General features: G+C 35.8%; 24 protein-coding genes. 21 read left to right on the forward strand and 3 right to left on the reverse strand.

Annotation, left to right across the window (positions count from 1 at the left end):
• Window positions 1-26: 26 nt before the first annotated feature.
• The 10 genes from KORDIASMS9_RS06045 (at window position 27) to KORDIASMS9_RS06095 (ending at window position 8424) form a co-directional block, all read left to right on the forward strand.
• Window positions 27-437, forward strand: a complete 411-nt coding sequence (locus KORDIASMS9_RS06045) for a polymer-forming cytoskeletal protein (RefSeq protein ID WP_114901984.1) — start codon at window positions 27-29, stop codon at window positions 435-437.
• Window positions 406-630: an AtpZ/AtpI family protein gene (locus KORDIASMS9_RS06050; RefSeq protein ID WP_240321143.1), complete on the forward strand. Its 225-nt coding sequence runs from the start codon at window positions 406-408 to the stop codon at window positions 628-630. Before KORDIASMS9_RS06045 ends, KORDIASMS9_RS06050 begins: the two co-directional genes overlap by 32 nt.
• Window positions 631-635: 5 nt before the next feature.
• Window positions 636-1022, forward strand: a complete 387-nt coding sequence (locus KORDIASMS9_RS06055) for a hypothetical protein (protein ID WP_162819788.1) — start codon at window positions 636-638, stop codon at window positions 1020-1022.
• 137 nt (window positions 1023-1159) lie between these two features.
• Complete coding sequence (gene atpB, locus KORDIASMS9_RS06060) at window positions 1160-2227, forward strand: F0F1 ATP synthase subunit A (RefSeq protein WP_114901987.1); 1068 nt, start codon at window positions 1160-1162, stop codon at window positions 2225-2227.
• A 49-nt stretch (window positions 2228-2276) separates the two neighbouring features.
• Window positions 2277-2486: an ATP synthase F0 subunit C gene (gene atpE, locus KORDIASMS9_RS06065; RefSeq protein WP_114901988.1), complete on the forward strand. Its 210-nt coding sequence runs from the start codon at window positions 2277-2279 to the stop codon at window positions 2484-2486.
• A gap of 89 nt (window positions 2487-2575) precedes the next feature.
• Window positions 2576-3070: a F0F1 ATP synthase subunit B gene (locus KORDIASMS9_RS06070; RefSeq protein ID WP_114901989.1), complete on the forward strand. Its 495-nt coding sequence runs from the start codon at window positions 2576-2578 to the stop codon at window positions 3068-3070.
• 13 nt (window positions 3071-3083) lie between these two features.
• Window positions 3084-3620, forward strand: a complete 537-nt coding sequence (atpH, locus tag KORDIASMS9_RS06075; protein ID WP_114901990.1) for an ATP synthase F1 subunit delta — start codon at window positions 3084-3086, stop codon at window positions 3618-3620.
• A gap of 12 nt (window positions 3621-3632) precedes the next feature.
• Complete coding sequence (gene atpA / locus KORDIASMS9_RS06080) at window positions 3633-5210, forward strand: F0F1 ATP synthase subunit alpha (protein WP_114901991.1); 1578 nt, start codon at window positions 3633-3635, stop codon at window positions 5208-5210.
• Between the two features lie 118 nt (window positions 5211-5328).
• Window positions 5329-6189 carry an ATP synthase F1 subunit gamma gene (atpG, locus tag KORDIASMS9_RS06085; RefSeq protein ID WP_114901992.1) on the forward strand — a complete coding sequence of 287 codons (861 nt, stop codon included), beginning with the start codon at window positions 5329-5331 and terminating at the stop codon, window positions 6187-6189.
• Window positions 6190-6741: 552 nt separating this feature from the next.
• On the forward strand, window positions 6742-8424 hold the full coding sequence (locus KORDIASMS9_RS06095; protein WP_205318034.1) for an AraC family transcriptional regulator: 1683 nt from the start codon (window positions 6742-6744) through the stop codon (window positions 8422-8424).
• A gap of 89 nt (window positions 8425-8513) precedes the next feature.
• Here KORDIASMS9_RS06095 and KORDIASMS9_RS06100 read toward each other — a convergent pair whose 3' ends face one another.
• Window positions 8514-8837 carry a hypothetical protein gene (locus tag KORDIASMS9_RS06100; RefSeq protein WP_114901995.1) on the reverse strand — a complete coding sequence of 108 codons (324 nt, stop codon included), beginning with the start codon at window positions 8835-8837 and terminating at the stop codon, window positions 8514-8516.
• Between the two features lie 302 nt (window positions 8838-9139).
• Between KORDIASMS9_RS06100 and KORDIASMS9_RS06105 the strand changes: the two genes are divergently transcribed.
• The 11 genes from KORDIASMS9_RS06105 (at window position 9140) to KORDIASMS9_RS06155 (ending at window position 19055) form a co-directional block, all read left to right on the forward strand.
• A complete protein-coding gene (locus KORDIASMS9_RS06105; RefSeq protein ID WP_114901996.1) occupies window positions 9140-9985 on the forward strand; it encodes an alpha/beta fold hydrolase in 846 nt (281 codons plus the stop codon).
• Window positions 9986-10098: 113 nt separating this feature from the next.
• A complete protein-coding gene (locus KORDIASMS9_RS06110; protein ID WP_114905161.1) occupies window positions 10099-10596 on the forward strand; it encodes an RNA polymerase sigma factor in 498 nt (165 codons plus the stop codon).
• The gene (locus KORDIASMS9_RS06115; protein ID WP_114901997.1) at window positions 10586-11137 is read left to right on the forward strand and encodes a hypothetical protein; all 552 of its coding nucleotides are present in this window, start codon (window positions 10586-10588) and stop codon (window positions 11135-11137) included. The genes KORDIASMS9_RS06110 and KORDIASMS9_RS06115 overlap by 11 nt, the downstream gene beginning before the upstream one ends.
• Window positions 11138-11429: 292 nt before the next feature.
• Complete coding sequence (locus KORDIASMS9_RS06120) at window positions 11430-11867, forward strand: hypothetical protein (RefSeq protein ID WP_114901998.1); 438 nt, start codon at window positions 11430-11432, stop codon at window positions 11865-11867.
• Window positions 11868-11923: 56 nt separating this feature from the next.
• On the forward strand, window positions 11924-13387 hold the full coding sequence (locus KORDIASMS9_RS06125; RefSeq protein WP_114901999.1) for an oligosaccharide flippase family protein: 1464 nt from the start codon (window positions 11924-11926) through the stop codon (window positions 13385-13387).
• A 197-nt stretch (window positions 13388-13584) separates the two neighbouring features.
• On the forward strand, window positions 13585-14019 hold the full coding sequence (gene dut / locus KORDIASMS9_RS06130) for a dUTP diphosphatase (protein WP_114902000.1): 435 nt from the start codon (window positions 13585-13587) through the stop codon (window positions 14017-14019).
• A gap of 403 nt (window positions 14020-14422) precedes the next feature.
• Window positions 14423-15439 (forward strand): sugar phosphate nucleotidyltransferase, encoded by a 1017-nt coding sequence (locus tag KORDIASMS9_RS06135; protein WP_114902001.1) that lies wholly within the window; start codon window positions 14423-14425, stop codon window positions 15437-15439.
• A 19-nt stretch (window positions 15440-15458) separates the two neighbouring features.
• The gene (locus KORDIASMS9_RS06140; RefSeq protein ID WP_114902002.1) at window positions 15459-16079 is read left to right on the forward strand and encodes a hypothetical protein; all 621 of its coding nucleotides are present in this window, start codon (window positions 15459-15461) and stop codon (window positions 16077-16079) included.
• Between the two features lie 12 nt (window positions 16080-16091).
• Complete coding sequence (locus KORDIASMS9_RS06145; RefSeq protein ID WP_114902003.1) at window positions 16092-17021, forward strand: lipopolysaccharide assembly protein LapB; 930 nt, start codon at window positions 16092-16094, stop codon at window positions 17019-17021.
• A gap of 28 nt (window positions 17022-17049) precedes the next feature.
• Window positions 17050-17820, forward strand: coding sequence for a DUF4292 domain-containing protein (locus tag KORDIASMS9_RS06150; RefSeq protein WP_240321144.1), 771 nt, complete (start codon window positions 17050-17052; stop codon window positions 17818-17820).
• Entirely contained in the window at window positions 17820-19055 is a 1236-nt protein-coding gene (locus KORDIASMS9_RS06155; protein WP_114902004.1) for a murein hydrolase activator EnvC, read from the forward strand. Before KORDIASMS9_RS06150 ends, KORDIASMS9_RS06155 begins: the two co-directional genes overlap by 1 nt.
• A 301-nt stretch (window positions 19056-19356) precedes the next feature.
• Here KORDIASMS9_RS06155 and KORDIASMS9_RS06160 read toward each other — a convergent pair whose 3' ends face one another.
• Both KORDIASMS9_RS06160 and KORDIASMS9_RS06165 read right to left on the reverse strand, forming a co-directional pair.
• The gene (locus tag KORDIASMS9_RS06160; protein ID WP_114902005.1) at window positions 19357-19872 is read right to left on the reverse strand and encodes an acyl-CoA thioesterase; all 516 of its coding nucleotides are present in this window, start codon (window positions 19870-19872) and stop codon (window positions 19357-19359) included.
• A 125-nt stretch (window positions 19873-19997) separates the two neighbouring features.
• Window positions 19998-20960, reverse strand: a complete 963-nt coding sequence (locus tag KORDIASMS9_RS06165; protein ID WP_114902006.1) for an SPOR domain-containing protein — start codon at window positions 20958-20960, stop codon at window positions 19998-20000.
• Window positions 20961-20992 lie beyond the last annotated feature (32 nt).

Below are 20992 nucleotides of genomic sequence, written 5' to 3' on the forward strand. Positions count from 1 at the left end.
AAATTAATCTCTCAAAACGAATAGCCATGTTTTCAGAATCAAAAAAAGGTCGCAACAACGAAACTACGCGTGGACAATCAAATCGAATAGGAAAATCAACAAGTATCAAAGGTGAAGTTGTTTCGCAAGCTGACTTTCGCATTGATGGTAAGTTGGATGGTAGTGTAGAAACTACGGGAAAAATTGTTATTGGTCAAAGTGGTGTCATTACAGGAAAAGTTATCTGTGCCAATGCAGATGTTGAAGGACGTTTTCAAGGCGAATTGGTGGTAACGAATTTGTTGACGTTAAAAAGTTCGGCAATCATTGAAGGCGATGTGACTGTAAGTAAATTATCTATAGAACCAGGCGCTACGTTTAATGCTACCTGTACGATGAAAACAGGAATCAAGGAACTCAAAACAAGTGAAGGAAAAAAAGCCGATAAAACCGCTTAACAGCTATGTAAAATTTACAGGAATAGCATTTCAAATGGCAGTTGTCATTGGACTTGGTGTTTACCTGGGAATTTGGCTTGATGAAAAATACCCTAATAAACACCAACTTTTTACAGTTATATGTTCTTTCGTATTTGTAAGTTTGTCCATGTGGCAAGTCATACGACAACTCAAAAAATTCAATAAAGACTAAAAAGAGTGAAACAAAACGTACTCAAATTCCTTACACATTTTTCTATTTTTACAATTTCGCTTTTCGCGATACATCAAGTATTGCATTCATGGGTACTTACAGAAATGGCATTCTTTTACAATCCTTGGAGCATTCACCTCTTTCTCTTTCTAATTACTTTTCTCTTGTATGTCGGAGTAGCCTATATAAAAACCATTTTTAAGGACAAAGCCGCGTTGGTATTTTTAGGTGGAAGTTTTTTAAAAATGCTCGCTGCAATTCTATTTTTAGTGCCTTATTTTAAAAACAGAGACTACTTCAATATTGAAAATATTTTGGCATTTTTTATACCTTATTTTCTATACTTAGCCTTTGAAGCCTTCTATGTGCTAAAGCTCATAAACCAAAAATAAAGGACTCCTAAACAAACTTTGAAAAAAACTTTTATTTGAATCGAAAAAAAAATAGTTATTAACGTTGTATTGTTAATTAAAAACTTACCTTTGCACCGAAATTTAGGAACCATATATTTATATACAATACAATAAATATGATAGCTAAAAAATCTATCAAGAATCTAATTCTAGCAGTGCTTTTTGCATTACCACTATTCGCAACGGCAAGTGGAAGTACAAAAGAAGGAGAAGAAAAAGAATTTAATGTAGTAGAAATGATCATGCACCATATTGCTGATTCGCACGAATGGCACTTATGGGGAGAAGGTGATAATTCAGTATCTATTCCACTACCTGTAATTTTATATACGGACAATGGTTTGGTAACTTTCATGTCTAACGAATTTCATCATGATGATTCTGGTCATCATATTGTGACAAAAAACGGAATGAATTTCGTGAGAAATCACGGGAAAATTTACCAATTAAATACTGGTGAAACTTCTGTAAAAATGGATGCTGAAAAGCATATCACAAATGGAGTAAAGCCACTAGATTTCTCTATCACAAAAAATGTAGCGTCAATGTTTGTATCAATCTTCTTGATATTATTCATATTTACAAGAATCGCTAGATCATACAAAACATCAAAAGTTCCAACAGGATTTGCAGGATTAATGGAGCCGCTCATTCTTTTCGTAAGAGACGACATCGCAAAATCATTAATCAATGAAAAAAAGTACATGAAATATGTACCGTACTTATTAACGTTGTTCTTCTTTATTTGGGTAAACAACTTATTAGGTTTAGTGCCAACAGGAGCAAACCTTACAGGGAATATTGCTACTACAATGGTATTAGCCGTATTAACGCTATTAATTGTAAACTTTAGTGGTAATGCACATTACTGGAAACACATCTTTTGGATGCCAGGCGTACCAGCACCCATGAAGTTAATTTTAGCACCTATTGAATTTATAGGAATCTTTACAAAGCCGTTCGCATTAATGATTCGTTTATTTGCAAACATTACCGCAGGACACATTATCATTTTAAGTTTAGTATCATTAATATTTATCTTCCAATGGGCAGGAACACCTTCTATGCTATTGGCCATCTTTATTATGATATTAGAATTTGTGGTAGCATTTGTACAAGCATACATATTTACCTTCTTAACAGCATTATTCATCGGAATGGCTGTAGAAGAAGCACATCACTAGAATTAGAGAAACAAAAGAAATAAAGAATTAATTTTTAAATTTTATTATTATGATTGGTAGTATCGCAGCATTAGGAGCTGGACTTGCAGTATTAGGAGTAGGTCTTGGTATCGGAAAAGTTGGTGGACAAGCAATGGAAGCTATGGCTAGACAACCAGAAGCAGCAGGTAAAATACAAACAGCAATGATTATTGCTGCCGTATTTATCGAAGGTGCAGGAATGTTTGGTATCGTAGTATCATTGTTAGGTCTTAGATAATCTAACTAAAAATATAACTCTTGTAGTACGGTTGGTATTACAAGAGTTATTACTATTTAAAATTTAAAAAAAGATAAATAATAAATACTATGGATTTAATTACACCTGCAATTGGATTGGTATTTTGGGTAGCAATTGCTTTCTTAGCATTAGTAGTAATTCTAAGAACAGCGGCTTGGAAGCCAATCTTAGGCGCTGTAAAAGATAGAGAAGACTCTATCAAAAACGCTTTAGAAGCAGCAGAAAATGCAAGAAAAGAAATGCAAAATTTGCACGCTGATAACGAAAAGCTATTAAAAGAAGCTCGTGCAGAAAGAGAAGCGATGTTGAAAGACGCCCGTGAGATCAAAGACAAAATGATCGCTGATGCGAAAGGAGAAGCACAAGTGCAAGCAAACAAAATGATTGCACAAGCGCAAGAAAGTATCCGTAGCGAAAAACAAGCCGCATTAGCAGAATTGAAAAACCAAGTAGCCAACATTTCTGTGGAAATCGCAGAAAAAGTGGTGCGAGGCGAATTAGCAGATAAAAAGAAGCAATTATCTTTAGTAGATAAAATGCTTGGAGACGTTACATTAAATTAATAACAACACTATCATGGCAGGATCTAGAGCAGCAATACGCTATGCAAAAGCAGTTTTGGCATTGGCACAAGATCAAAAGGCAGGAGAAACGGTAGCAACTGATATGGACAGCATCGTAAAAACAGCTGCAAACAGCAAAGACTTACGAATGATGTTAAAAAGTCCGATTGTAAATCTGGAGGATAAAAAAGCTGCGTTACATGAAATTTTTGCAAAAGTTCATACGATCTCTGAAGGACTAATCGATGTTCTTATTGCAAATAAGCGTGTTGATTTATTAGAAGATGTAGCAACACAATATGGAATCTTACACGATGCGTTACAAGGAAAAGAAAAAGCAGTCGTTACCACTGCAGTTCCGCTAACAGACGCGTTAAGAGAAAAGGTATTACAAAAAGTAAAAGACCTTACAGGAAACCAAGTAACAATAGAAAACAAAATCGACGAAAGTATTATCGGTGGATTTATTTTACGTGTGGGCGATTTGCAATACAATGCAAGCATCGCAAACCAGTTAAATACACTCAAACGAACTTTCTCTCAAAATTAAATACTAAATAAAATGGCAGAAGTTAAAGCTGCTGAGGTATCAGCAATATTAAAAAAACAACTTTCAGGATTTGAAGCAACTGCTTCACTTGACGAAGTTGGAACTGTACTACAAGTAGGTGATGGTATCGCTCGTGTGTATGGATTGGCTAACGCTCAATACGGAGAATTAGTAGAATTCGCAACAGGCATGGAAGGTATCGTATTGAACCTTGAAGAAGACAATGTTGGTGTAGTATTATTAGGACCTTCAAGAGGAATTAGTGAAGGTGCTACGGTAAAACGTACACAACGTATTGCTTCTATTAATGTAGGAGAAGAAGTTGTAGGACGTGTAGTTGATACTTTAGGAAATCCAATTGATGGTAAAGGGCCAATCGGAGGGAAATTGTATGAAATGCCTTTGGAGCGTAAAGCACCAGGTGTAATTTTCCGTCAACCCGTAGATGAGCCAATGCAAACTGGGATCAAGTCCATCGACGCCATGATTCCTGTAGGTAGAGGTCAACGTGAGTTGGTCATTGGTGACCGTCAAACAGGTAAAACCACCGTTTGTATTGATACAATTCTAAACCAAAAAGAATTCTATGATGCTGGTGAACCTGTATTTTGTATTTATGTAGCTATTGGACAAAAAGCGTCAACAGTTGCAGCAATTGCAAAAACATTAGAAGAAAAAGGAGCATTAGCATATACAGTTATTGTAGCAGCTAACGCATCAGATCCTGCACCAATGCAGGTATATGCACCATTCGCTGGAGCAGCTATCGGAGAATATTTCCGTGATACAGGTCGTCCTGCATTAATCGTGTATGATGATTTATCAAAACAAGCGGTTGCATACCGTGAGGTATCGTTATTATTACGTCGTCCTCCAGGACGTGAGGCGTATCCAGGTGACGTTTTCTACCTTCACTCTCGTTTATTAGAGCGTGCGGCAAAAGTAATTGCCGATGATGATATCGCTAAAAACATGAACGACTTACCAGATTCTTTAAAGCCACTTGTAAAAGGTGGTGGATCGTTAACAGCATTACCAATCATTGAAACACAAGCAGGAGATGTATCTGCCTATATTCCAACAAACGTAATTTCGATTACGGATGGACAGATATTCTTAGATGGTGATTTATTTAACTCTGGTGTTCGTCCAGCAATTAACGTAGGTATTTCAGTATCTCGTGTAGGTGGTTCGGCGCAAATTAAATCCATGAAAAAAGTAGCAGGTACGTTAAAACTAGATCAAGCGCAGTTCCGTGAATTAGAAGCGTTCGCAAAATTTGGTTCTGACTTAGATGCGGTTACTTTAAACGTAATTAACAAAGGTAAACGTAACGTTGAGATCTTAAAGCAAGCGCAAAACGATCCGTATACAGTAGAAGATCAGGTTGCAATCATTTATGCTGGATCTAAAAACTTATTAAGAGATGTTCCTGTAAATAAAGTAAAAGAATTTGAAAGAGATTTCATTGAATTCTTAAACGCAAAACACAGAGACATTCTTGATACATTAAAAGCAGGAAAACTAACAGACGAAGTTACAGATACGTTAACGCGTGTTTGTAAAGAGATGTCTGCGAAATACAATTAGTAATTAGTATTGAGTACAAAGTATTGAGATAGTTCGATACTTTGTACTTTCAACATAAAAATATGATATTGAGTTTCAGTCTCAACACTAACAACTCAATACTCAATACTAAAAACAAATGGCAAACTTAAAAGAAATACGTAATAGAATTACTTCTGTAAAATCAACAATGCAGATAACGAGTGCTATGAAAATGGTATCCGCTGCAAAGTTGAAAAAAGCACAAGACGCCATCACAGCGATGCGTCCGTATGCTAACAAACTTACAGAATTACTACAAAGTTTAAGCGCAACCTTAGATGCAGATAGCGGAAGCAAATTTGCAGACCAACGTGAAGTAAACAAAGTATTAATAGTAGCTATTACATCTAACAGAGGATTGTGTGGAGCGTTTAACTCAAACATCATCAAACAATCCAACCATTTAATCAACAATACCTACGCTGGAAAGCAAGTAGATGTATTGACGATTGGTAAAAAAGGAAACGATATCCTATCTAAAACAAACACGATCATTGAAAATCGTAGCGATGTTTTTGATGCGTTAACCTTTGATAATGTAGCTGAAATTGCTGAAAAATTAATGGAATTGTTTGAAAACGGATCGTATGATAAAATCGAGATCGTTTACAACAAATTCAAAAATGCAGCGACACAAATCGTCATGACGGAACAATTTTTACCAATTGTCCCAATGGAATCAGAAGAAAACGTTCAATTAGATTATATTTTTGAGCCATCAAAAGAAGAAATCGTTGAAGGATTGATTCCGAAGTCGTTAAAAACACAGTTATACAAAGGAATCAGAGACTCTTTTGCAAGTGAACACGGAGCGCGTATGACAGCGATGCACAAAGCAACCGACAACGCTGCAGAATTGAGAGATTCCTTAACATTGACCTACAACAAAGCACGTCAGGCAGCCATTACAAACGAAATCTTAGAAATCGTTGGTGGAGCGGAAGCGCTGAATAACTAAATAGTATTATTTTGTCGTTCCTGCGAAGGCAGGAATCTAAAAGAATTACTGAATATATAAGTCTAAAACCTCATGTTTCCATGAGGTTTTTTGTTTTTATACCTATTTTGAAACGTCATTGCGAGAATTTCAAAGAAATTAGTGGCAATCTGTGAGTTTCAAAACACAATTATCATATGATATAAACAGATTACTTCGTCATACTTCCTCGTAAAGACGTATCAAAATCCAAACCGTCACTTCGAGTGGTTTTTCTGTCATATTGAGCGCAGTCGAAATAGATAGAAAAATTGTATCGAGAAGTACTATGAAAACGAATTGCTTCAAAGCAATTCTCGATACAATTCGCTTAGGCGAATCACTCGAAGTGACGATCAGTAATAAAAACAAATTCACAAATTGACGAATCCACAAATTGACAAAAATAAAACCCAAAACACAACGTTATCATTTTAACACTAAAAACCTTAATTCTGTATCTTTGTAAAAACTGTTACCAATCGCATGCGCCAAAAATCCCCTTATTTCCTCTTTCTAATGCTATGTTTTAGTTTGAATACCTTTTTAAACGCACAAACCGAAAATGATTCTTTGGCGAAGTATAGTTATGAGGAGTTACATGCGCTAATTGATAGTACAAAATATGATAAACAAGAATTGTCAAAATTATATACAGAAGAATATTTAAAACGAGCTAAACTAGATGGAAATGAGATAAAAATATCTAGAGGGTATTTTTATTTGACATATTATTATTATGATAAAAATATTCTTTTAGGATTGAAATACGCAGATAGTATTATAGATACATGTAAAGACTGTAGGCATAATAAATATCCAGCTCTAGGTTACTACTTCAAAGGATATTTTTATAGTTTGGATGGACTTACTAATACTTTAGCTTTAAATAACTTTTTAAAAGCATTAAAAGTTTTAAGTAAAAATAGAAATGTTGAGTTAGAGCTTGATACTAGAAATGCAATAATAAGTATACAAGGAAATTGGTCAGCGAATGAGGAAACCCTTGATTTTATTAAAGAAGATTTGGAATTTTTAATTACCAATAAAGAAAACATTCAAGATTTTAAAATAAAGTATTTGTATGCTTTAGGAAATCTATGTAAAGGATATATAAAAAATAAAAAGTATAATGAAAGTTTGAAAATTTCTAAACAAGGAATTCAAGAAAGTTTAATCTTCAAAGACACTCTAGAGTCTTATGATTTTACTTCTTTAGCAGGACAAACTCAATATTATTTAGGAAATTATCAGGCAGCTATAGATAGCTCTTTAAAAGTATTACCTCATTTAATTAAAATTGATGACAGAGATTTAGTAATGGAATACTATTACTTAGCCAAAAGCTACAACAAACTCAAGCAACCAGAAAAGGCACAATTTCATTTCTTAAAAACAGATTCCATTTACCAAGCTACCAAAGACATTTTCCCAGAAATGCGAAATGTGTATGAACATATCATCGAGTATTACAAAAGCAAAAATGATGTTGAAAATCAAATCAAATATTATGATCGATTAATAGAAACGGATAAAATTATTGATTCAACGTATACATACGTAACAGAAACTGTCAACAAAAAATTCGACACACCACAAGCCATTGCAGAACGCGCACGTTTGCTAGAAGAAGCGCAAGCCAAAGAAAACTCTTGGAAATATCGTTTTGGAGCTATTAGTGGAATTTTGTTAATCATTCTCGGTATTTTAATCGCAGCATTTCGTCGTCAAAAATACTATAAAAAACGTTTCGAGAATTTGATGAATGTAGAACAGCCTCAGAATACTCCAAAAAAGAGCGCTGAGGCTCTCGAAGCGCGGAAAACACAAACCAAAGAAATCGACGTTCCACAAGAAATCGTGGAAAACATTCTAACTCAATTGCAAAAGTTTGAAGCTTCTCAAAAATTCACCAAACAAATTTCTTTAGCAGACTTAGCAAAAAAGCTAAAAACCAATCCAAAATACTTATCAAAAGTCATCAACGGACATTACGAAAAAAACTTCAGTTCGTATATGAACGAATTGCGCATCGAATATGTCATTTCCAAACTAAAAACAGATTCTAAATTCAGAAACTACACCATCAAAGCCATTGGAAAAGAAGCAGGTTTTGGGAATACAGAATCGTTCTCCAAAGCATTTCATAAAATCACAGGAATCAAGCCTTCATACTTCATCAATCAATTACAAAAGCGCTTGGAAAGCAAAGACTAAAAGTAGTTTTAAGAAAATAAGAATTTTGTTTTTTCTTTACATCAGCTATTCTACAAACTCATACCATTTTATAGTCTGATTGGTATTACTTACGACTTATTCATCAAACCAAGAATAAGAAAAATAGGGAAAACAACATATCCAGAATATAAAAACCACGGATGTTTTGCATCTTCAAGAACGGCTTCAATTCGGTCTTTGGTTCTTCTTGGAAAAGCGTCTGCATCCTTTTCAATACGATGACAAGAAGTACACTCAATACGAACTTTTTTACCATACGCAAAGAATAAAATTTTCAATGCAAAAAACTTGGAATGCACTTTTACGTTCAGACTTTCCTCAGTATTGCAACGATCACAAGAAGTTTTTTTTACAATTTCATCAGCAATAAGACGTTCAGCAATGAGAGGCATAAAGGTAAATTTAGAGGTGTGAATGTATCAAAAATAACAAAAAATAACTATTCTGCAACAGCATAAAAAAGTTCAGCATAGAAAATGAATCAATACGTTTGAATTTATAGAGAAAAGACAAATCCAAAAAACAATAAAAAATTCGTGCATTCGTAGTAAAAACGCATAAGAGTGCGCAAAACAAAAACACAACAGGAAGCAATCTAAAAGCAAAGCGGTCCAAAAATGTTCACACTGAGCGGAGTCGAAGTGTAACATTTTCAAAAAACTGCATCTAAAGGGAAAATCAAAAAAACAAACAGATGAATATCTTTAGAAAATTAATCGTTTTATTCGCCGTTTTTGTGAGTTACACAATGCAATCACAAGAAACCGCATTTCAAGTAAAAGTCACAGGAAAAGGAAATCCAATCTTACTATTTCCTGGTTTTAGTTGTACAGGCGACGTTTGGAACGAAACCGTAAAAGAACTTTCCAAAACGAATGAATGTCACATATTTACCTTTGCAGGATTCGGAAACGTTCCCGCAATAGAATCTCCATGGTTGGAAACCATTAAAAATGAGGTCCAAAAATATGTCGCTCGTAAAAACTTAGAAAAACCAACCATCATCGGACATAGTATGGGCGGATCGTTGGCACTGTGGTTAGCTTCCGAAAATCCAGAAACCTACAAACAATTAATCATCGTAGACGGACTGGCAAGTATTGGCGCACTTATGATTCCTGACTTTTCACCAGAAAAAGTAAGCTATGACAATCCGTTTGCCAAACAACAATTGGAAATGGACGCCACAGCATTCAACAAAATGGCAACACAAATGGCAGCAGGAATGACCTTGACCAAAGAAAAACAACCTACATTAGTTTCTTGGATGGAACAAGCCGATCGAAAAACCTATGTGAACGGGTATATTGACCTTATGAAGTTAGACTTACGAGAAAACATCAAAAGTATTCAAATTCCGGTAACAATTATGGCGTCTGTGAGCTTCTACCCAAAACCACAAGTAGAAAAACTATACACAGAACAATATCAAAAACTAACAAATAAAAACATGCTATACGTTGAAAATTCGGCGCACTTTATTATGTTTGATCAAGCGGAATGGTTTCTGAAAGAAGTTAAAAAGTTAATTCGTTTATAGTTGTGAGTTGTCGGTTGTCAGTTAGTTCAAACAAATTTACTACGAACCGACTAACAACAAAGAGCCAAAAAAATATAAAGAATCTAAAAGCGCAGCGATCTAAAAACAAAAAAGTGAATCCACAAACCAACAACTTCAAAAATATATACCAAGATCATTATGAAAAGGTCTACAGACTCTGTCTAGGATACGTCAATGGTGACGAAACGTTGGCGAAAGACTTAGCACAGGAAGCGTTTATTAAAGTTTGGGAACATTTGGAGCAATTCAAACAAAAATCGAGCATTGGCACTTGGATCTATCGTATTACCGTAAATACCTGTTTGCTATTCATTCGAAAAAACAAAAAAGGAAGCTACAGTTTGCCCGAAATACAACAAGACGACACCAATGTAGTGGAAGAAGAAAAAGTGCGTCAAACGCGTTTACAACAAATGTACGCGTGTATTCAGCAACTCAAACAAACCGAACGAATTGTCATCTTACTGGTTTTAGAAGGCATACCACAAAAAGAAATTGCGGACATCACAGGACATTCACACCAAAACATTCGTGTGATGGTACACAGAATCAAAGAAAAACTCACAAAATGTGTCACTCATGGAATTTAAAGACATACAAAATACTTGGCAACAGCAATCGGGAAAAACAACGATACCCGATTTTACACCTGCACAACAAAAACTTCAAAAATTACGCAAAGAACAACGCATCACACAACTAATTTTGGGCGTTACAGGAATCATACTCATTGTATTCTTCTTTTACATTTCAGCCTACAAATACAGCGGAACGCTCTTAGGAATGTTACTCATGATCAGCGTCGTGGTCATCCGTGTGTTTATTGAAATTAGAAGCAGGCAAAAACTGCGAAAAATCAACGTATTACTTACGTTAGAAGACTTCAAAGGGCAACTCATTCATTACTATCAAAACCGTAAAATATTGGCGTTTAGAACCATTCCAATCCTATTGATTGTGTACAATCTTGGTGTTGGCATCATGATGTATTATTTTTATTTATATCTTTCAAGAGGATTTTTCTATTACGTGTTAATCTCGTATTTAGTTTCGTTTGTCGTACTGTTTTATTTCATCCGCAAACAAGTCTTGAACGAACTTTCAATACTTAAAGCCCTGCAAGAATCATAGAAACTATTTCGTGTTTTGTTATTGGTTGTCAGTTTTCAATTCATTCATACAAAATGCTATTTGATACGAAAACCATTCGTGCCAATTAAAAAGTAAAAAACGACCAAAAAACCATTCGTGAATTCGTGGTTGAAAAAGTTATCAGTTTTCAGTTATTTAAAAGAAAATGCACAACGAACCGACTAACAGCCAAAAGCAAATTAATAACAAATAAATGCACAAACACGTCACAAAGATATTATTAGTAATACTGATGACCAGTTTCAGCAACTGCTCCTCACAACAAAAAACGATGAAACTTCAAGAAAACACACCGTTTACAATTGAAGCTGCTTTTTCACAAGTATGGACAGGCGGACAACCCGATAGTGGAAGCGGCATCAATGTACACATCACCATTCAAAATCCAAACAACAAAGAAATTGAACTTCAACATTTTTACTTCAGAGGAAAAAAGACAACGCTGGAAGACAATACAAAACGCACCAAAGGATTATACATAGCACGCTTCATCAAACTGGCTGAAAAAGAAATCATTTTACACAACGATCCTAAAAAAGAAGCCCAAAACGAGCCGCCAAAATTACAAGCTAAATTTCCATTCACGCTAAAAGACAATGAAGGTGTGTTAAGTTATGAGGAAAATGGCACGCTAAAATATGTCAAACTTAAAAATATCGAGGAAAAACTTCCAAATTACTATCCAAGCGCTCCGCAAAACAAACAATAACCGAACTTGGGAAATCCCAAAGAAATCAATACATTTGGGCGTAAACAAAACATTCCTTGAGCGCACTACAAAAGTTCTTCAAAGACACCATTATCTACGGAATTGCAGCAATTCTGCCACGAGCCATCAATATTGGCTTGGTAGGTTTACATACCGATGTTTTTGGACCAGAACGGTATGGTGTCAACACAGAATATTATGTATACGCAGCCTACCTAAATGCCTTGCTCACGTACGGAATGGAAACCGCCTTCTTTCGCTTCTTCAGTAAAGAACAAGAAAAAGGGAAAATCATTTCTACGTCGTTTATCAGCTTATTAGCTACAACGGTGATCTTTTTGATAGTAGGATTGACGTTTGCACCTGAAATAGCACAAACGTTTGGTTTTGAAAAAGTAATGTATGTCAAAATTCTAGTGTGGACAGTATTTTTAGACACGATTGTCGTCATTCCATTTGCCTATTTGCGGGTCACCAACAGACCGATTCGCTTTGCAGGAATCAAAATTGCCAACATTCTATTTTTAGCAGTGCTAAATGTACTGTTCTTATGGGCAATTCCAAATGGAATCTTATCCAAAGAAATCCTGCCTGATGTGCTCAATTTCTATGTAAAAGATACGCCAGAAGTCATCTATATATTTTTAGCGAATGTCTTTGCAAGTTTCTTCACACTCCTATTATTACTACCGAATATCCTAAAAATAAAATGGACGTTTGATAGGAAAATATTGCAAAAACTACTCATTTATGGTTCGCCCATCATGATTGGAAGTTTGGCGTATGTAACCAACGAAAACATTGACAAACTCTTCTTAGGCGACATCATCGGGAAAACAGAAATGGGGAAATACGCAGCTTGTTACAAACTCGGCGTATTCATGACGTTGTACATAACGGCATTTCGTTTGGGTGCCGAACCGTTCTTTTTCAATCACGCGAAAGAAAAAAATGCCAAAAACAACTATGCAACGATTCTCAAATGGTTTACAATTTTGGGAGCAATTTTTATGTTGGTTGTGGTGGCATATATTGATCTCTTTGCCAGTATCTTAATTCAACAAAAACAATACTTAGATGCGTTGGCAATTGTTCCAATCATCCTGTTGGCAAACCTCTGTTTAGGAATTTACAACAACCTATCAATATGGTACAAACTTACCGACAAAACTCGGTACGGCATGTATATCTCTATTTTTGGTGCGATTGTGACGATTCTGTTCAACATTATTATGATTGACAAAATAGGATTCATGGCATCTGCGTGGGCAACTTTGGTCGCGTACGGAAGCATGATGATCATTTCGTATGTATTGGGACAAAAACATTACAAAGTACCGTACAATGTCAAGCAAATAATCGGTTATATTGTCTTAGCGGCTGTACTGTCAGCAATAGCATTCTATGATGGAATTCGTGGAAACTATATCATGGCAACTGTATTAGTTTTAGTATTTTTGACAGTGATTTACATAGTTGAACGAAAAGAATTAAAACGCTTATTGCGGAAAGGCTCATAGTTTATAGTAGTATTGAGTATTGAAAAGCCCAAACGTCACTTCGAGTAATTTTCCAAAGGAAAATTGTATCGAGAAGTACTATAAAACTTAAAATGCAAAAAAACAAATCAACAAAAAAGAAGAGTAAAGCGATAAACAAATAATAAAAACAATAAAAAGCTAGAAGCAAATAGCTAATAGCCAAAAGCTATCAAAAAATGACCATAAACATCATCAACAAATCTCAGCACGCATTGCCGCATTATGAAACGCTGGCTTCCGCCGGAATGGACTTACGTGCAAACCTTACGGAATCTGTAACCTTACAACCAATGGACAGAGCCATTATCAAAACAGGTTTGTTTATAGAATTACCCATTGGATACGAAGCACAAGTTCGCCCACGAAGCGGTTTAGCCGCCAAAAAAGGAATCACTGTACTCAATGCGCCTGGAACGATTGATGCAGATTATAGAGGTGAAATTGGCGTAATTCTGGTCAATCTATCCAAAGAAAGCTTCACTATTGAAAACGGAGAACGCATTGCACAAATAGTCATCGCACAACACGAACGCGCCGAATGGCAAGAAGTATCCGAACTCTCAGAAACCGACAGAGGCGCAGGCGGATTTGGAAGCACAGGAACGAAGTAGCTTAGAAATTATAAATGCTAAATGTAAAATTATAAATCGAAAACTATTTTTGAATAACGAATTGACAAGTCAACGTATCAGCAAATTAACAGAAAAACCAAACGTCACTTCGAGTAATTTTAGAAGAAAATTGTATCGAGAAGTACTATGAAACGGTAAAGAGATTAGGTTTTAGACAATAGGAATTAGTAAGTTTCTCAATAATCAACAGATAACAAATAATAAAGTTTATAAGTTTAAGTTTTGGATTAAACATCCAATAAAGGAAACAACAAATTGACAAATCAATAAAAATAAAAAGTAAAAGTAATCAAGAAATATTCGTGAATTCGTGACAAAAAATAAAAAGCAAGAGTAAGCTAAACAAATCGAAAAAAAACGAATCAACAAAAAAAACAGACAAATGAAAATAATAGTTCCCATGGCTGGAAGAGGTTCACGCCTTCGTCCACACACACTTACCGTACCAAAACCATTAATTCCCATTGCAGGAAAACCCATTGTACACCGACTCGTTTCTGACATTGCCAAAGTATTAGGCGAACCTATCGAAGAAGTGGCGTTTGTATTAGGAGATCCAGCGTTTTTTGGCGACGATGTAGTACAAAGTTTAACGGAACTGGCAGAAGGCTTGGGCGCAAAAGCAAGCATCTATCGCCAAGATGAACCACTAGGAACTGGTCACGCCATTATGTGTGCGAAAGATTCACTATCTGGTCCAGCAGTCATCGCGTATGCAGATACCTTAATTCGTGCCGATTTCAATCTGGACAAAGATGCAGACGCTGCCATTTGGGTAAAACAAGTAGACAAACCCGAAGCGTATGGAGTTGTGAAACTAAACAATCACAATGAAATCGTAGAATTGGTAGAAAAGCCAGCCGAATTTGTCTCAGATTTAGCCGTGATCGGAATCTACTATTTCAAAGATGTAGCGGTATTAAAAGAAGAATTACAATACGTATTAGACAACAATATCATTCACGGTGGCGAATACCAAATCAATGACGGAATCAAAGGAATGATGGCAAAAGGACGTCGTTTTGTTACGGGAAAAGTAGATGAATGGATGGACTGTGGAAACAAAAACGTCACCATAGAAACCAACGGAAAAATGCTAGGCTTTTTACAAGCTGATGGCGAAAAATTAGTAGCAGATTCTGCTCAAATCATCAACTCTGAAATCATTTCGCCTTGCTACATTGGTGAAAATGTTGTGATTAAAAATGCGACGGTTGGACCAAATGTTTCTGTGGGAGACAACACCACATTAGAAAACGTAACTCTTAAAAATAGCTTAATACAAACCAATACTACCGTAAAAAATGCTAATTTAGACGAAGCAATGATCGGAAACCATGCAACATTTGACGGAAGCTTTACGAAAATAAGCATTGGCGATTATTCAAGCTTGGAATAATAATTGAAGACAAATACACATGAAAAAAATTGTATTACTATTATGTATTTTTATAAGTTTTCAAACCTTTGCACAGCATGGCTGGACAGAAGGAACGCTGTATTTAAAAAACGGAACCGAAAAAAATGGACTCATTAAGTTTCCAAGAGTTTCAAAAAATCTAATTTCTTTCAGTGGAAAACAAAAAGTAAAATTCAAAACAAACAAAAAGGCAAAAAAAGAACAATTCGATCACAAACAAGTAGATAAAATTGTCTTTACGTATGCTAATTCGGAAACTGCTGTTTACAAATACATTACAGTTTCTAAAAACACACACGAGCTTTTTAAGCTTATTACTAAAGGAAATGCAACCTTATATGCCCGAAGTGTCAGTTATACATCATCGCCAGCAGTATTTCATCCTGGAACGATGCAGCCCATAATGTATGACTTTAATGATTTTGATGAATTTTATGTATTAAAAAAAGGTGAAAAAATAGCACAACCTTTAATCACCATGCGTATTTCTAGATCGTTTAAAAAAAGAGCGATGGAATATTTTGCCGATTGTCCAAGTATAGTAGCGAAACTAAAAAACAAAACTTACAGAAAACAAGATGTAGAAACAGTTATAAAAGCGTATAATAATTGCAATTAAACTAAAAGACAGATGAAAAAATACATGTACATACTTTTACTCTCAGGAATATTCACGTTTATTCCTAAGTATGTGCATGCGCAAGAAGAAGAAAGTGCCGAAATATCGCTAGAAGAAAACATTGACGAATTTCAAGAACATTTCTTTGAAGCCTTAAAACAACGCGGTATTGAAAACTACGATCGCGCTGTGGACGCATTGCTAAAATGTCAAAAAATTGACGACAATGCGACCATCGCTTTTGAATTGGGGAAAAACTACTTTTCGCTGAAAGACTATGAAAAAGCGAAAGAATCGTTTCAAAAAGCAGTCAACAAAAAACCACAAAACCAATGGTATCTTACTGGCTTATTCAACGTGCAAGTCAAAATGGGTGAACGTGAAGAAGCCATAGAAACGGGTAATAAAGTCGTTCGACTCAATTCTGGTTTTAGAGAAGATGTAGCCAAAGTCTATGTGAGCATGCGCGAATATAAAAAAGCACTCAAAGAACTCGAAAAACTTCAAAAAGATGGCGGACTGACTTTTACAGCTGCAAACATGAAAGACATGTTGGAAAAGCAAGTAAAACGCAAACGCAAATCTGACGGTAAAGTTGCCGAGGTTATTGACCAAACCCCAACACCAAGAGTTAGAGGTGACGGGAAAATCATAGATCAAGTAAAAGATGCGTTGCAAACCAAATCCTATGAAGCAGCCAATAGACTTGCAAAAATGGGCTTAAACGACTTTCCTTCGCAACCAAAACTCTATTTATACAATGCAAAGGCATTAACTGCGTTAAAAGAATATGGAAAAGCGATAGAAATGCTAGAAATTGGCTTGGATTACATTGTTGATGATGCCGCGCTTGAAAAAGAATTCTATCAAACTTTTGCAGCTGCGTATAAAAAAATGGGCAACTCCAAAAAGGAAAATTTCTATCGTAAAAAAATACAATAAACGTTCGCGTGAACTAAAAAACACACACTTGAAAAACAGCATTCACATCTTTATTACAAGTTTCGTATTGCTCTTTTTAGTCGGTTGCAAATCGTCTAAAACGATCGTGTCTTCGGGACAAGTAGCCAATCTGTCTGCCAAAAATATCATTAAAAATCATTACCGAAACGCAGTAAACTTTAAAACGATTCGCGGAAAGCTCAAAGTGGATTTTGACGATGGTAAAATGCAGGATAATTTCACGCTAAATCTCCGCATGGAAAAGGACAAAAATATCTGGATCAGTGCAAAATTAGGAGTTGTTAAAATTCTCATCACACCTAAAAAAGTAAGTTTCTACAACAAATTGGACAATACCTATTTTGAAGGCGATTACAAACTGATCAGTAAATTTATAGGCACAGCACTAGATTTTGAAAAAATACAAAACTTACTAGTGGGCGAAGCGTTATTCAATCTAAAAAAAGAACGATTTACTTCTGAAATTGTAGATAAAACCTATGCATTATCGCCAAAACGCGATTTGGAACTTTTCACTCGATTGTTCTTCTTAGATGCGTTTCATTTCAAAGTAAAAAAACAACAACTTGCACAAGAAAACGAAAATCGCTTATTAACGATTGATTATCCAGCGTATCAAAAAATAACGGGACAAGCATTTCCAAAAAATATAGCAATACAAGCGGAAGAAATTCATAAAACCACCACAATTCAAGTCGAATATCGCAAAGTGACATTCAATGACAAGGTGCGTTTTCCGTTTAAAATTCCAAGTGGATACCGAGAAATAAAAATATAGTGAAGTTACAATTTAGCAAACATATTCATACAAAAATCCTCCTCGTACTGCTGTTATTGGCAAGTACGGTCAGTGTTGCGCAAGAAGATAAAAAAAAGGAACTAGAAGCAAAGCGATTGCGTTTGCAAAAGGAAATACGATTGATCAACAAGCTGATTCGCAAAAACACCTCGAAAACAAAATTTATAGTTGATGACGTACAAAGCATCAATCATAAAATTCGCGTCAAGCGCGATTTGATCAAAGTAATGAACCGCGAAACAAATCTGCTCACAAGTCAAATAAACAGCAACATTAAAAAAATAGGACAATTACGGAACGATTTAACGAAGCTAAAAGCGGATTACGCTGAAATGATCCGAAAGACGTACAAAAGTCGCTCTGAGCAAAGCAGATTGATGTTTTTACTTTCGTCAGAAAGCTTCCTGCAAGCCTACAAACGTGTGCAATACATGAAGCAATATGCGAATTACCGAAAGGAGCAAGGCGAAGCGATTGTGGCACGAACGCAAGAATTACAAGCATTGAACAAAACCTTTTCCAAACAAAAAAAGCAGAAAGAAGCATTGATTGTGGAAAATCGAAACGTGCAAAAAGAGCTTGAAAACGAAAAAAAGATTCAAAATGAAATGTTGGCTTCCTTGCGAAAAGATACGAGCAAATACGCTGCACAAGTAAAAAAGAAGCAGCGACAAGCCGATGAAATTGATCGTCAAATTGATAAAATAATTCGTGATGCCATTGCGAGTTCCAATGTAAAAGCAGGAAAAACAACTACGAGTAAAACATACGCATTAACGCCAGAAGCGAAAGCCATTGGAAACAGTTTTGCAGCAAACAAAGGAAAACATATTTGGCCAGTTTCCGAAGGAACCAAAGTGCGCGGCTATGGAAACTATCGTGATGTGGTCAACCCGAATGTAACGAGAGTCAGTAACGGAGTTATTATTGCGACCAATCAAGACGAAACGGTGCGCGCGGTGTACAACGGAGAAATCACGCGAATATTTGCAACGAAAGAAGGTGTAAAATGTGTATTAATTCGCCACGGAAGCTACTTTACCACGTACTTCGGACTCAAAACAGTTTCGGTAAAAACGGGTGATACAGTTTCCAAAAAGCAAGAAATCGGAACCATGTACACCAACAAAAGTACGGGAAAAACCGAACTCAAATTCACGGTTTTCAAAAACACCACACGACTCAATCCAGAAACTTGGTTGTATCGAATGTGACGCACTAAGCGTGCGTCATGCTGAACTTTTACACTGAGTTAAATCGAAGTGTGATTCAGCATCTATTCTGTCATTGACTTCGTCGAATCTTCGATTTTCTGGCACTTGTACTGAGTTTGCCGAAGAAGGGCAGGAATACAATCTTAGGAAAAATAAAATCACAGGATATCTCGACACACATTTTTTTCAAAATTTACTCGATATGACAGTTTTGAGATCAATAAGAAAATTAGGAGTTCTGTGTAAAATCTACAAATCCACAAACAAAAAGAGTCTAAAAGCGATCTAAAACAAAGTGCACCTATGAATTAAAAAACAACGCTTTCAATTCTGTAGCTTCAGCAGGTTTCATCTTTCCAGCCAATACTAAGCTTAATTGACGACGACGCAATGCACCTTCAAAACGTTCTTTTTCCAATTCCGTTTCAGGAATCAACTCAGGAATGCGAACAGGTCTTCCGGTATCATCTACAGCAACAAAGGTATAAATAGCTTCATTGGCTTTGTCGCGCATGCCCGATTCACGATCTTCAATCCAAACATCAATATAAATTTCCATCGACGATTTAAACGCGCGTGAAATGTTGGCTTCTACCGTTACCACACTTCCCACAGGAATGGAACGATTGAACGCTACGTGATTTACAGAAGCGGTTACGACAATACGTCGCGAATGTCTACGTGCGGCAATACTTGCAGCTCTGTCCATACGTGCTAATAGTTCACCACCAAATAAATTATTTAACGGATTGGTTTCACTTGGCAATACCAAGTCAGTCATAATCGTTTTCGAGGCTTTTGGATGTTTTGCTTCCATCAAAAAAAGTTTTTGCAAAGGTACGGAGATTCGTTTTGAAGCAACTTAAAAAAATGTGAATAATTGTCATAAAAAAAGACCGCTTTTGCAAACAGTCTTTTATAAATATCTAAAAATGGATTCTTTTATTTCGTCACTAACAACCAAGCTTCTGGAGCTGTGTTTCGTTTTATTTGTGCCAATGCCGTAATGGCTTCTGCACGTGTAGTATAACTTGCGTATGATACTTGATGCAATCCGTAGCGATTTTTTCCTAGCAATTCTGCTTCAAAACCTTGCGTTTGCAATTCGGCTACTTTTTCGTGTGCGTTTTTTTCAATTCGAAAAGCGCCAGCAACTACGTGATAGTTTTGAATTTCTTTAGCAACTTGCAATGTAATTGACGGCAATTCTACAGGATTGGCACTAAAAAAGGTCGCTTGTTGAATGTACTGATCAATAGATTTCTTCGCTTTTTCATGCTCCACAACTTGTTGTTTCTTTTGTTGTGTGTTGCTGTATTCGTTAAAACCGAAAAAACCTGCGCTCAAAATGATAGCGGCTGCGGCTGCGTATGTCCAAGGAAAACGTTTACGACGTGTTTCTTCCACAATTGGCAACGGAATGGCTTCTGCAACTTCTTCTTTGATGACCAAAGGTGTTTTTTCTTTCTGTACTTCTTCCACAATACGCTCTATTTCAGAAGAAACAAACGAAGACAATCCGAATGATGAAGTTAAATAATTGAGTTGATATGATGGCTCAAACTGCATTTTTCCTTCCATATTCAAGAAAAGATCACCCACATTTTCAAGAGAAATAATCTCAGAATTATCCAAGCGCTTTTTCCAAATCGCAACTTCCGATTGTACTTTTTGAAGTGTAGTTTCATACTCTTCTTTGGTCACATCGGCAATGTATTTTACCAACAAACCGTCATTAGAGTTCAATTGTGCATTGAATGATAATTCTTTGGTTGGTGGATAAAAAGCATTGGTAGTATGGTGAACTTGCGCTCCTTTTCGTTGCGTTAAAAAAGCACCGAAGTTAGGAATTGTCACACATTCATATCTGTATAAAAGGTCGCTTATGTATAATTCTAATCTCATTAAAACAAATTTAGAAAAAAAAGAAAGCCGAT

Origin of the sequence: Kordia sp. SMS9 (genome assembly GCF_003352465.1) — a bacterium.
GTDB lineage: Bacteria > Bacteroidota > Bacteroidia > Flavobacteriales > Flavobacteriaceae > Kordia.

Excerpts from the sequence above, each read along its gene's own strand:
- atpE (WP_114901988.1), top strand. The coding sequence starts at position 2,277 with ATGATTGGTAGTATCGCAGCATTAGGAGCTGGACTTGCAGTATTAGGA.
- KORDIASMS9_RS06160 (WP_114902005.1), bottom strand. The coding sequence starts at position 19,872 with ATGGAAGCAAAACATCCAAAAGCCTCGAAAACGATTATGACTGACTTG.
- atpG (WP_114901992.1), top strand. The coding sequence starts at position 5,329 with ATGGCAAACTTAAAAGAAATACGTAATAGAATTACTTCTGTAAAATCA.
- atpB (WP_114901987.1), top strand. The coding sequence starts at position 1,160 with ATGATAGCTAAAAAATCTATCAAGAATCTAATTCTAGCAGTGCTTTTT.
- KORDIASMS9_RS06165 (WP_114902006.1), bottom strand. The coding sequence starts at position 20,960 with ATGAGATTAGAATTATACATAAGCGACCTTTTATACAGATATGAATGT.
- dut (WP_114902000.1), top strand. The coding sequence starts at position 13,585 with ATGACCATAAACATCATCAACAAATCTCAGCACGCATTGCCGCATTAT.
- atpH (WP_114901990.1), top strand. The coding sequence starts at position 3,084 with ATGGCAGGATCTAGAGCAGCAATACGCTATGCAAAAGCAGTTTTGGCA.
- KORDIASMS9_RS06135 (WP_114902001.1), top strand. The coding sequence starts at position 14,423 with ATGAAAATAATAGTTCCCATGGCTGGAAGAGGTTCACGCCTTCGTCCA.
- KORDIASMS9_RS06105 (WP_114901996.1), top strand. The coding sequence starts at position 9,140 with ATGAATATCTTTAGAAAATTAATCGTTTTATTCGCCGTTTTTGTGAGT.
- KORDIASMS9_RS06115 (WP_114901997.1), top strand. The coding sequence starts at position 10,586 with ATGGAATTTAAAGACATACAAAATACTTGGCAACAGCAATCGGGAAAA.
- KORDIASMS9_RS06070 (WP_114901989.1), top strand. The coding sequence starts at position 2,576 with ATGGATTTAATTACACCTGCAATTGGATTGGTATTTTGGGTAGCAATT.
- KORDIASMS9_RS06120 (WP_114901998.1), top strand. The coding sequence starts at position 11,430 with ATGAAACTTCAAGAAAACACACCGTTTACAATTGAAGCTGCTTTTTCA.
- KORDIASMS9_RS06140 (WP_114902002.1), top strand. The coding sequence starts at position 15,459 with ATGAAAAAAATTGTATTACTATTATGTATTTTTATAAGTTTTCAAACC.
- atpA (WP_114901991.1), top strand. The coding sequence starts at position 3,633 with ATGGCAGAAGTTAAAGCTGCTGAGGTATCAGCAATATTAAAAAAACAA.
- KORDIASMS9_RS06145 (WP_114902003.1), top strand. The coding sequence starts at position 16,092 with ATGAAAAAATACATGTACATACTTTTACTCTCAGGAATATTCACGTTT.
- KORDIASMS9_RS06045 (WP_114901984.1), top strand. The coding sequence starts at position 27 with ATGTTTTCAGAATCAAAAAAAGGTCGCAACAACGAAACTACGCGTGGA.
- KORDIASMS9_RS06100 (WP_114901995.1), bottom strand. The coding sequence starts at position 8,837 with ATGCCTCTCATTGCTGAACGTCTTATTGCTGATGAAATTGTAAAAAAA.